This window comes from Ignavibacteriota bacterium, assembly GCA_019637995.1.
GTDB lineage: Bacteria > Bacteroidota > Ignavibacteria > Kapaibacteriales > UBA2268 > JANJTB01.
The window spans coordinates 1,300,192-1,312,510 of record JAHBUQ010000001.1; the positions used below are offsets into that span (position 1 = coordinate 1,300,192).

At 33.5% G+C, this 12,319-nt stretch carries 9 protein-coding genes; 5 read left to right on the forward strand and 4 right to left on the reverse strand.

Going from position 1 to position 12,319, the window contains the following annotated elements:
* The first annotated feature begins 26 nt into the window (after window positions 1-26).
* The gene (locus tag KF896_05075) at window positions 27-1,094 is read left to right on the forward strand and encodes a WG repeat-containing protein (GenBank protein ID MBX3043070.1); all 1,068 of its coding nucleotides are present in this window, start codon (window positions 27-29) and stop codon (window positions 1,092-1,094) included.
* On the opposite strand, the gene KF896_05080 is transcribed toward KF896_05075, so the two are convergent.
* Window positions 1,095-3,434 (reverse strand): BamA/TamA family outer membrane protein, encoded by a 2,340-nt coding sequence (locus tag KF896_05080; protein MBX3043071.1) that lies wholly within the window; start codon window positions 3,432-3,434, stop codon window positions 1,095-1,097.
* A gap of 56 nt (window positions 3,435-3,490) precedes the next feature.
* Window positions 3,491-3,730, reverse strand: coding sequence for a DUF2795 domain-containing protein (locus KF896_05085; protein MBX3043072.1), 240 nt, complete (start codon window positions 3,728-3,730; stop codon window positions 3,491-3,493).
* Window positions 3,731-4,056: 326 nt separating this feature from the next.
* On the opposite strand from KF896_05085, the gene KF896_05090 reads away from it, so the two are divergent.
* The 4 genes from KF896_05090 (at window position 4,057) to KF896_05105 (ending at window position 10,560) form a co-directional block, all read left to right on the forward strand.
* Window positions 4,057-6,690 carry a T9SS type A sorting domain-containing protein gene (locus tag KF896_05090; protein ID MBX3043073.1) on the forward strand — a complete coding sequence of 878 codons (2,634 nt, stop codon included), beginning with the start codon at window positions 4,057-4,059 and terminating at the stop codon, window positions 6,688-6,690.
* A 162-nt stretch (window positions 6,691-6,852) separates the two neighbouring features.
* Window positions 6,853-7,656, forward strand: coding sequence for a TIGR00282 family metallophosphoesterase (locus tag KF896_05095; GenBank protein MBX3043074.1), 804 nt, complete (start codon window positions 6,853-6,855; stop codon window positions 7,654-7,656).
* Window positions 7,643-8,644, forward strand: coding sequence for an aspartate-semialdehyde dehydrogenase (locus KF896_05100; protein ID MBX3043075.1), 1,002 nt, complete (start codon window positions 7,643-7,645; stop codon window positions 8,642-8,644). Before KF896_05095 ends, KF896_05100 begins: the two co-directional genes overlap by 14 nt.
* Window positions 8,645-8,676: 32 nt before the next feature.
* On the forward strand, window positions 8,677-10,560 hold the full coding sequence (locus tag KF896_05105) for a tetratricopeptide repeat-containing sensor histidine kinase (protein ID MBX3043076.1): 1,884 nt from the start codon (window positions 8,677-8,679) through the stop codon (window positions 10,558-10,560).
* 4 nt (window positions 10,561-10,564) lie between these two features.
* Here the strand turns inward: KF896_05105 and KF896_05110 are convergent, their stop codons facing one another.
* Together KF896_05110 and KF896_05115 are read right to left on the reverse strand one after the other, a co-directional pair.
* Complete coding sequence (locus KF896_05110) at window positions 10,565-11,752, reverse strand: T9SS type A sorting domain-containing protein (GenBank protein MBX3043077.1); 1,188 nt, start codon at window positions 11,750-11,752, stop codon at window positions 10,565-10,567.
* 41 nt (window positions 11,753-11,793) lie between these two features.
* Entirely contained in the window at window positions 11,794-12,312 is a 519-nt protein-coding gene (locus KF896_05115) for an acetyl-CoA carboxylase biotin carboxyl carrier protein subunit (protein MBX3043078.1), read from the reverse strand.
* Window positions 12,313-12,319: the final 7 nt, after the last annotated feature.

Sequence of the window (12,319 nt, forward strand, 5' to 3'; positions counted from 1 at the left end):
TATTTTATAATATTCTAGTGGAAGTTTTGAAAAAGTTAGTATATATATTATTAATATTATTTCCGGTAATATTATTTGCTGAATTATTTCCTGTTGTTGACGGAAAGAAAATTGGATATATTGATATAAAAGGCAATCTGGTTATTCCGTTTGATTTCGAGTGCAATGTAGAATATGCAGAAATTGTTTATCAAAACAGAAAACTGAAAACTTTTAATCTGCCTGCATCAGCATACTTTAATGAGGGCTTGGCAACTGTAATCAAAAAAAGTTATTTTTGGTTTATACCACTCGGAGCTGATAATGTACTTATTGATAATAAGGGCGAAATCGTTTTGAATTCTAAATCTTTAAATTTAGGTAAATTTAGTTGTGGTAGAATTCCGCTTGCAGTCAGGAACAAGATTGTTGATGTTTATGTTGAGTATTACTCCTATTGTGACAAGTCAGGTGCATTTACTGATAACAACAGCTATGATTTTGCGGGAACTTACCATGAAGATTTTGCAGTCGTAATGAACGATAATCTTTTTTATTTTATTGATAAGTATGGCATTCCACTTGGTAATAGTGCCTACGAACGAGCTGAAAGATTCTCTGAAGGAATGGCAGCAGTAATGATAGATGGAAAATGGGGGTACATTAATACAAACGGTAAGATGCTCATAAACCCAAAATTTGATATGGCAGGAAACTTTAAGGATGGAGTCGCCAAAGTATTGACTGGAAACCGCTTTGCCTACATTAACACCAAAGGTAATTTCACTTATACAATTTTCAGTAGAGCAAATGACTTTTCGGAAGGACTTGCATCAGTTGAAAATGAATCAGGATATTGGGGATTTATAAACACCAATGGTGATTTTGTTATCAAACCTGATTTCATTTCAGCAGGAAATTTTGTAAACAATCTTGCTCCGGTTGATATCGGTGGAAAATTCGGCTATATCAACAAAGATGGCGAAATGGCTATTAAGCCAATATTTCAGTTTGCTGATAATTTCAAAAATGGAATAGCAAAAGTATGGTATGAAGATAAATTATTTTATATTAATACATCAGGTGAGGTTATCTGGAAATTCGAATTGGACTGATTAGAAGCTGTGACCAATTCCAAAGTGAAACTTCATATCGCGAAAAATTGCTGAATCGTCCCATATTTGATAGTCTGGCAAGTTGTATCCCGGTTTATAAACCGGAAAACCAAAATCCAGCCTGATTGGACCGATAGGAGTGTCGTATCTGATGCCAACACCGGCAGCCCAAGCCATTTTTGTGAAATATTCATACCATATCATATTATTAGTTTCATCGCCTTCAGCATACCAATGATAGGCATTTCCGTAATCCACGAAAAATGTTAATCCAATTTTTGAGATTTGCTCAGCAAAAGTTTCGTCAATTCCTTTAGGCATAGGAAAAGTATAACGCCATTCTACACTTCCTTCAAGTATAGCCGAACTACCCAGGACATTCGAAATCAACTTGTAAGAGCGTGTATCAAGCACCAAATCGCTTGTTTCTCCGACTTTGGCGTATTCAGCAGATTCAATTGGTGAATAGTGCAGTTCTCGTGAGAGCCATCCTCGCACGCTATTTGCCCCACCCGCGAAAAATTGTCTTTCAAAAGGTACATAAGCATTATAATCATCAACCAGATTTATTACACCTGCACGAAACTTGAATGCAGAGACTGCATTTGCACCTGTTTTAAAGAACATATTATACGTTGTCTGCAATCTCAAATATTTTGCAATTCCGGAAATCCAAGGGTGAGCCAGAAATACATTCCAACCATCCATCGAAAAGAAAAAATGGTCACCGGAATTAGGACTAAATGGATGATTTCTACTGTCACCTATAAGCGAAAGACCAAATACGTTTGATGTTAAAAGAGTAATTCCAGGTCCGTTGAGATAATCATACAAATTCTGATAAAGAAGTAATGCTTGAACTAGTCTTGCCGTCTCTGTCTGATTGTCATTTGCAGGATTGTCCTGATTCTCAAAATCTCTTACTACATCTACAAAATTTACAGGATTTTGAAATTCAAAATTAAAATCTATTATAATCTGGTTCAAATAGGTTTCGTTAGTAAGTTGAATTGGGAATCTTATGGGTAGATACCATGAAGATATATTAAATAACCTGTCAACAGTTGATAGGGAGTAATAAAAGCTACCTGTTGCTCCAATTCGCATATTTTCGATAGACCAAACAAGTGGCTGAGCGATTCTAAAACCAATCTGTCCCTCAAATTCACCAGCCTGACCAGCGAGAAAACGACTGATATTTCTAAGTCGGGCATTAGCAAAAATATTACCTGATTGTGCTGCGCCTCCCCAATTGCGGTGCATAATATTGGCTTCAACACCAACATTAGTGAAATTATCAATTTGTGTATTATTTACAAACATCCCTACGCCCCACTCTTTTTGTTTTCTGTATTGTGTATAAACCAACATTGAAAGAGTAGAATCTGTAAAAGGCATAAAAACACTACTTGTATCAATTGATACTAAATTAAATGTTCCGAGAGTGTGCAAATTATTAATTGAGGATTGAACTCTGCTTCTGTTGTACCAGTCACCCTCTTTAATATCAATTTGCAACATTTTCATATTCCGGACTACAATATTTTGATTATTGAGACTATCAACGAAATCAAGTTTTGTTATTCTCTGGCGTTTTCCGGGGTTGAATATTACTGTTATGCTATCACTAATAGTTTCAGTATTGATAAAAACAGGCTCAACTTCTAAAGCGGCATAGTAGTATCCGTTATTTAAAAGTAAGTTCAAAACGATATTAACTTCATCAACAATCTGCTGCTCGCTGTAGGGCAAACCTTTGCTTATTTTCTTAACCGCATTTATTTTTTTCAAAGTGCTTTCATCTATAGAATCCAAACCGATATATACAAGAGTATCTATCGAAAATCTTTGATTCTCAATGATGTTGAACTTAAGAACATTATGTTTGTCCTCAAAATCAGGATAAAACGAGTAACTTACTTTTGCAAAATGGAATCCGTTAGTATTGTAATAATGCCAAAGTGTCTGAACATCCATTTCCGCGGTAGTTTCATTAAAATATTTGATTTCATGCGAGAGGTTTTTCAATGCAGCAATTAAGGACTCTTTAATTGCATCAGGAGTCTCAGGAATTTTTTTAAAATTATCCAGATAATATTCAAACAAATGATGTTGAATACTCATTGAATTTTTCTTTGAGTTAACTGCATCAATTAATTCATTCGGAGTAAATGAAGAGTTACCACTAAAAATAATATCTCCGACTTCGTTGAGAAATTTATCGCGTCTTGCCTGATAAAGACTGTCAGAAATGAAGTTTTGAGAGTATAATGAAGTTGTTAAAATCGGAAATATTACCGACAATAATAGTAAAATCAAAATATATTGTATATTAGTCATAATATTTCATAGCAGGAAGTTAAAAGGAACTTCCTGCACAAGACTTTCGTCATAAATTAAATGTACTGTTCTTCTTCGTCATCGTTATAAAAATACTCTTCATTTGTTATATCTTCGTATTCGGGCCACAAATCCTCCATACCTTCTATCAACTCATCATTATCTTCAAGCTCGAAAAGATTATCAACCACCTGAAGCGGGCAACCGCTTCGATTGGCGTAATCAATTAATTCATCTTTAGTAGCAGGCCAAGGTGCATCTTCCAAGGTTGCCGCTAACTCAGGAGTCCAAAACATATAATATCCTTAACTATTTATTGACATAATTGCAATTTAATTTTTGCAAAAATAACATTCTTTTTAACCTAACAATAATTTTATTTGAAAATTAAACATTTTTTTCAATAATTTTATGCTTAGGACTGTTATTTCTGACTAAATGCGTATATCGTAATCAATTTCACTTTATTTTAAAAAATTTTCGTTTTTTAAAAAATACTATATTTTCAAAACTCTATTACTTTTACATAGAGTATTATATCCACAAATTATTATAAATTATTTGATATTATTCAAATTTTTAGTTAATTTTGTAAATTGTTAATTTTTAAAATAAATAAATCATGAAAAAGCTGAATTATCTGTTGTTAATATTAATCGCTTCATCAGCATTTGTATTTTCTCAAAGTTCAACGACATCACATTTGCCTGAACTCAATCGTGAGTCAGACCCTGACTATCATAAAGCTCGGAAATTTTGGCTTGAAAGTATGCATCTCACAGAGCCGGATGTTGATTATAAGCTTCTAACAAAAGAATTCAAATCGAAACGTATGAATCTGAAAAATTACACCAAGAGTAAATTTCAGCCAAATTCTCCAGAACTTCTTAAATATATTTCCGATGACGGCAGAATATCTGGCACATGGAAAGAGCGTGGCAGCAACAACCAATCAGGAAGAATACATACTGCTGATGTTGATTTAAACGCCGGATTAATTTATGCTGCCTCAGCCGGTGGTAATGTATGGCGCGGCACTATTAATGGCGAGAACTGGACTTGCCTTAACAACTCCATGCAGTTTTCAATCCGGTCAATTAAAGTTGAAATAGTTAATGACAAAAGAAGAATTATAGTTTTCAGTGAAAAAAATGTTTACTATTCAGAAGATGAAGGATTTACGTGGATTCCATCTGTCGGGCTTGAGAATATTGCAAGATGGGGCTGGATTCAAAGAGGTGTAGTGATAAATGATAATGATGGTAGAAATTTATACCTATTAGCAAATGAATGGGATTATGATGCCTGGAAACAAATACGCTCAATTTATTATTCTGAAGATAATGGTGAAAATTTTATAAAAGTATTCAGTGTTAGCAACAATCAGCTAATGGATATTTGGGGAATCGAACACAGCATAGGAGAATATGGTTATGAAAATGATGGCAATATCTCATTAATATATAACAAATTAATTTGTGTACATCGTGATACTGTTTTTGCTATATCACAAAATAACAAAGAAATCCTTAGCATTAATCCAAGGATAATTTTTAATAATCCAAATAATCTTAAGTTATCCGGTTCGGACGCAGGCGGAAAAGTTCGGATTTATTTCAATACGCGAGATAATAACAGCGGTAATACATTCGTACAAATCAGTGATGACTTCGGACAAAATATATTAGAAAGCGGGCTTTCATCAACAGATTATTTTATGCACAATAGTTTTGGTGTATCTAAGCTTGATGCAAATCTTTCCTATCTTGGCGGCGTAAATTGTTTTGTCAGCTATGATGCAGGTATAAACTGGAATTTGATTAATAACTGGGCGGAATACTACCCTGACCCTCTGAATAAACTTCATGCAGATATTCCGGGCATCAAAAGCTTCAGGACTGCTGCTAATAAAGAATTCTTCCTTATATCCACTGATGGTGGAATTTACAAAACAAGAGATGATTATTCTGTTGAAAATATTTCACTTGAAAAATTAAATGTATCCCAATATTATTCAATTTACACACATCAGAACCCTGAAGGCAGTGTGATATTTGCTGGCAGTCAGGATCAGGGATTTCAAATAAGTGAAACTGTAAGCGATAAAATACTGGATTTCGAGCAAACAATAAGTGGCGATTACGGCTCACTTACTTCTGGTGACAGCGGCAGAACAATATGGACAGTTTATCCCGGATTTGCGATGTTCTATCCGGATGCTCTGAGCAGTCGTAAAAACTCTACATGGAATTTCAGAAACTTATCTAATGCAAAAGTATGGATGCCACCAATTGTAACCACTCCCGGTAAGCCATATGAAGCATATATTGCCCCTGGCTCATCAAACACAGCTGAATCAAAAATCTGGAAACTTACTTATGACACACAAACAGAACGCATAATTCCTAAGGAACTTAGCTTTAGGTTTAACTCTGACGATGAGCAGGATAATTATGTAACTGCAATCGGAATATCGCCAATTGATAATAATTACTTATACGCATTGACCCGAAAAGGGAAATTCTACAGCTCAACTGATGCAGGCTCAACCTGGACTGAAACAATCGAATTCATTGGTCCCGGATACAATTACCTTCATGGCACAACAATTTATGCTTCAAAAGTAAATCTGGGAGAAGTATATATAGCAGGTAGTGGTTACTCAAATCCGGGCATATATTTTTCTGAGGATAACGGGGTTACATTTCATCCAATTGAGGGCTTACCACCTATTATGATTTATGAAATAGATTTAAACCCTGAGGAAGATGCCATTTTTGCTGCAACATCACTCGGACCATTTGTTTATATCGTTAGTGAAAACAAGTGGTATGACATCGCCGGTTTGGACGCTCCTGACCAGTCTTACTGGAGTGTGAATTACATCCCGGAGATTAACACAGCAAGATTTGCAACTTACGGCAGAGGGATATGGGATTTTGAAATCGAAAAGCTTAAAACAGACATTCTCGGAGAGGCTCCTTCAAATAATATTTCATTCGATGTATACCCAATTCCTGCAAGCGATATAATAAATATCAGCATAAGTGATATTGACGGAGAAATAGTTTCTATCAAGATGTTCGATATTGATGGAAGATTGGTTGATATATATCACGATGGGCTTATTAACGGTAATAATTTTGAATTAAAAATAGATATATCTAAAAACAAATCAATCAGAAGCGGCAACTACATCCTGATAGTGAGCACTGATAAATCTATGTTTTATAAGAAAATATCAGTAATTAATTAGAAAATTGCAGATTTATAGCCTAAATATTTAGTTGATTAGGTTTGTATCTTTTTAAAATAAATCAATATGAATAACTATTTTAAAAAGATAAGTTGTATATAATCGTATATAAAAAATTATAATATTTTAGATTAAACCGGAAAAAATAAATTGTCGAAGAAAATCAAATTACTTTTTATAGGTGATATTGTTGGTAGAAATGCCCTAAATTACCTATGCGAAAATATTGAAGAATTAATCAAGAAACATTCAGCTAATTTAGTTGTTGTAAACGGTGAAAATACAGATGAGGGCAAAGGTTTGACTGAAGAACAGTCTGATATGTTGTTTTCACGTGGTGTTGATATAATTACAACAGGTAATCATATCTGGGATAACTGGAAATCCCGCCCATTACTAATTAAGAGTGACCGGGTTCTGCGACCAATGAACTATCCACCCGGAAATCCCGGAAGAAGTTTCAAAATCTTGGAAGTGGCAGGTTTTCAGGTAGCAGTACTTCAGCTTCAGGGTCGTACCTATATGCAAACAATAGATTGTCCATTCCGGGCTGCTGACAATGCATTGAAGATTTTATCTGAAAAAGCTAATGTCATCATCGTTGATTTTCATGCTGAAGCTACAGCCGAGAAAATTTCAATGGGCTGGCATCTTGACGGAAAAGTATCAGTAGTAATAGGAACTCATACTCATATTCAGACTGCAGATGCATGCATTATGCCCGAAGGAACTGCATATATAAGTGATGTAGGTATGACAGGTCCTTATGATTCTGTTCTCGGTATGAGAAAGGATATTGCACTCAAAAGACTACAACTTCAAACTGCCCATAAATATGAAATGGCTGACGGAGATATGAAAATTGCAGGAGTTGTTTCAGAAATTGATGCTGAAACAGGTCAGGCTATTAGTATTGAATCATTTATGTACCCAAGTTTTATAAAATCTGTATATGAACAATTATAAATCCGGCAATTCATTGCCAAATATCGGAATTATCGGAGCTACAGGATTAGTCGGGAGGACTTTTCTTAAAGTTATTGATGAACGTGAGCTACCCTTTAACGAATTATCACTTTTTGCTTCTGCAAGGTCAGCAGGAATGGAAGTTGAATTTTCAGGTAAAACATATATTGTAAAGAAGGCAGACCCAAGTATATTTGAAAATTTAGATATTGCTTTGTTTTCAGCAGGTGGCAAAACTTCAAAAGAGCTTGCTCCGTTTGCCCGTGCCCAAAAATGCATTGTAATTGACAATAGCAGTGCATGGAGAATGGATACTAAAGTACCACTGATTGTCCCTGAAGTAAATTCACATCGAATTTCCGAGCATAACTATATCATAGCAAATCCAAACTGCTCTACTATTCAGCTTGTTGCAGGTCTCAAACCCCTTGCTGATAATTATGGATTAAAACGTGTAGTATGCTCTACTTATCAGTCTATAAGCGGTGCAGGGCAAACCGGTATTGATAAACTATACCGTGAGCTCGAAGGAAATTTCGATGAATCCAGACCAATTGCTTACAGCACAACTTTCCACACATTTGAGGGCGAGGAAGGTTTTACGAATGAAGAAATCAAAATGATTAATGAAACTCGTAAAATTCTTGAGATTCAGGAGTTGCCTATTGCTGTAACATGTGTTCGGGTTCCGACAATCGGTGGTCATTGCGAATCAGTTAATGTCGAACTTGAAAAGGAATTTAACATTTCGGATATCAGAAAATTATTGGCTAATACAACAGGTTTAGTCCTGATGGACGATCCAAGTCGTGAAATCTACGCTACACCAAATGTTGTTGATGATACTGATGCAGTTTACATTAGCCGATTGCGTCGGGATGATTCAGTGAAAAATGGTCTTTATCTTTGGATCGTAGCCGATAATATTCGAAAGGGAGCAGCTACGAATGCTGTTCAAATTGCCGAAATGATAATTGGAAAAAGTTAATTTGATATTTTATTATCGAGGATTTGATAATTTTGAGCATATATTATTTCATAAATATTGTAGTTGTAGTTTTCTTTTTGAGCATTACTGCCTTAAAAAGTCAATCTGAACTACAAAATTATGATACTTTACCAAAAGATATCAAAACTGTTGATAAACTCCTTGAATATTGTGATAATATTGATAATATTGATTCAAATATTATTTATGCTAATACTGCCCTCAAAATTTCCGAGTCTATCAACTACACCTTAGGAGCTGCAAAAGCATTGCATTCACTGGCTTCTAGCCATTACTATTTTGCTGATTATGAAAAAGCATTATTCTTTCTGAAACTTGAAATTGAAATATATTTAAGTACTAATTCAATCAATAATTCAGATCTTTTAGGAGAGTCGTATCGTTTTTCTGGTGAAGTATATCGAGCCCAAAAAGACTATGATAACGCATTACGATATCTTGAAAAAGCAGAAACGATTTTCCACAAGACTCAAAATCAATTTTTGCTATCTAAAACATATAACCGATATGCTGCAGTTATACTTGAACAAACAGGGTATGCTAAAGACCAAAGGGTTCCGGATTATATTCATAAATCTGATGAAATTGCAAAAAAGTATAATTATTATGATATCATAGCTAATAATATAAATATTTATGCAAGTTACTCTCAGTTCTATGTAGAATATGACGAGATAATTGCTAACTATAAATCTGCTATTGAATATTTGAAAAAGTTTGAACAGCCTTCTGAAATTCCAAATATTTATCGGAATCTCGCTTATGCTTATAGAAATGGCGGCAAAATAGATTCAGCCCTATACTATGCTCATAAATCTTATGAGATTTCAAAAAAATACAATATAAATGTATATATATACAATTCTGTTGGATTGCTTTATTCTATTTATCATGAAGATTTAAATAATAATGACTCAGCGATTGTATATTTGAAGTATATGATTGAGTATGAAGGCTTGATGTATGATGCTGAGAAGATGCTTTACCAAACTCAGATGGAATATAAATTTAAATCCCAAATTAAAGATGATGAAATTAAGTCTCAAAAAGTAATTATGTTTTATCAGATTTTAATTTCTATTGTGCTTATTATTATATTAGCAGGTATTGGATATTTCTTCTATTTTAGAGCTAAACATCAAAAACTTGCTAACGAAATAATAAACAAACAAAAGGAAGAACTTGATGAACTTAATTCTGCAAAAGATAAATTCTTTTCAATAATTGCTCACGATTTAAGAAATCCTGTAAGTTCGTTTCAGAATATTACAAGCATGATGTATGACGATTACCAAGATTTTTCGGATTCAGAAAAGCACGACATTTTAAGATTACTAAAAGAGTCTGCAAATAATTTATCCTCCCTGCTTGAAAATTTATTAACCTGGTCAAGAAGTCAAAGTGGTAAAATTAATTATGAGCCCGATTCCTACAATATAAATTATATTATTAACAACATTATACAGGAACATCAATCTATTGCTAAAAATAAAAATATTAATTTCATTAACAATTTGAAGGCAGATACAAAAGCATACTATGATGCAAGTTTGATTAATATTGCTATTAGAAATATCGTATCAAATAGCCTGAAGTTCTCACCTAATGATTCAAACATTTATTTTTACAGCGAAACTATAGTTGAAAGTAATAATGAATTTCTGCAAATCGAAATTAAGGATGAAGGCGTTGGTATGAGTCCTACGCAAGTCCAAAACATCTTTTCTTTAGATAAAAATAAATCTACCAAAGGATCTTTGGGCGAGAAAGGAACTGGACTTGGTATGATACTTGTTCATGAATTTATCATCAAGAATCAGGGTAAAATATGGATTGAAAGTGAAATTGGAAAAGGAACTTCAGTTTATATCCAACTTCCTGTAAAAAAATATTAAAAATTTATTTTTTTATAAATTTATAATTTTCGCTATCTATGCTTAAAAAATACATTCCACTCGATAGGTGTGAAATATTTATTGAATTTCGTCCGATAAAAACATCTTCTAAAACTTTATTTCCCAATATATCATAAATACAAAATTTATCTGAATTTGAGTTTGAATTTCCTGAAATGTATAATATTTCATCAGACGGATTGGGAAATATTTGAATTTCTGCAACTTGAAAATCCTGAACATTTGATAATAATTTCAAATTATAACGGTAAATATTTGACCCTAAACCTAAAAACATATACTTATCGTTTGAAATAAAATTTTGAAAAGATAAATACCGGTCAAATGATTCAAAATCCAATGGATCAATACCACCGGAAATGATTTGCCAGTTCAAACCCTGATTATGACTATAATGAATTTCTTTATCAGCAGTAATTACAATCAAGTTGTTATTGTAAGATTCAACAGCACGAATCGAATCATTATACGAAAGTACTAGCTCAAATTTACCGAGGGAATAATCTGTTCTAAACAATTTGTAACCTGTAGAAACGAATACATAGTCATCGCTAAAAGCAATATCAAGAGCAATTTCATTCGGAATAGATATACTTTCCCATGTCATGCCCTTATCTTTTGAAAAGGTAAAAGGACTTGCAAAAAGTAAATTTTGGTTTGAATATTGGAGTTCAAAATTGCTTCCCGGCACCACAAAGGCTGAGTGTTCCCACGACTGCCCGTAATCTTCCGAAAAGTATATGCCTGAATCAGTATAAGCATAAGCGGTATTGCTGTCGCAAGCCATTGATTTTATGCTATTTCCATCTATTGTGAATATCTGCCATGTTTTGCCGGTATCTTGCGAATAGAATGAATCATATTCAGGAAATTTTGGATAATTAACCCATAATGCAAATATATATTTACCATTGAAAAATAGTTTTTCCATTCCTTTGATTTCATCAGGTTTAACCCAATTATCACCGTTATCATAAGACCTTGAATAAATATGACCGAACTGTCCACCAACAAAAATATCATCACCCAATGCAAGTATCGTTTCTGGACCTAAGCCAAAGCATAAAGTTTCAGGTGGGTTATTAATTAAACATGTATTCTCCCAGTCTGCATAACTTGATCTAAGTTGAACAATTAATAAAATAATAGGTATTATAAAGAAATATTTCATAGATGATAAAAAATACAAAAACTATAAATAAATAATGATAACTAAACTTCAATTTCAATTAATACAGCACCTTTTTCAACTGCCTGACCTTCAATGACTTTGACTGATTTCACAACTCCCGTAACAGGTGATTTCAAAGTATTCTCCATCTTCATAGCTTCGATAACAATTAATTTTTCGTCTTCTACGACCTGCATACCTTCCTTAACAAGTATTTTTACAACAAGTCCGGGCATTGGAGCTTTAACAGTTCCGGCACCGGCTTTTCCTGCACCACCGTTATTGGCGATATACCGTCCTAATACTTTTTTCATTTCATCAGTAGAAGCGATACTGTAAGTAAGTCCATCGAGACTTATTTCGAGATTGGAATCATCTCCAAAATCAAGCCCAACCTGAAATATCCTTTGGTTTACAAGAAAAGAAAAAACGTCAGAGCCGAATGTTTTAAGAAGTTCAACTTCATAAGGTTTATCATCAATATAAATTATGCTGTGATTATCTTTATCATAATTTACAGAATATTCATTGCTTCCAATATTTAATAAAATGTTATCCATCTTAGCT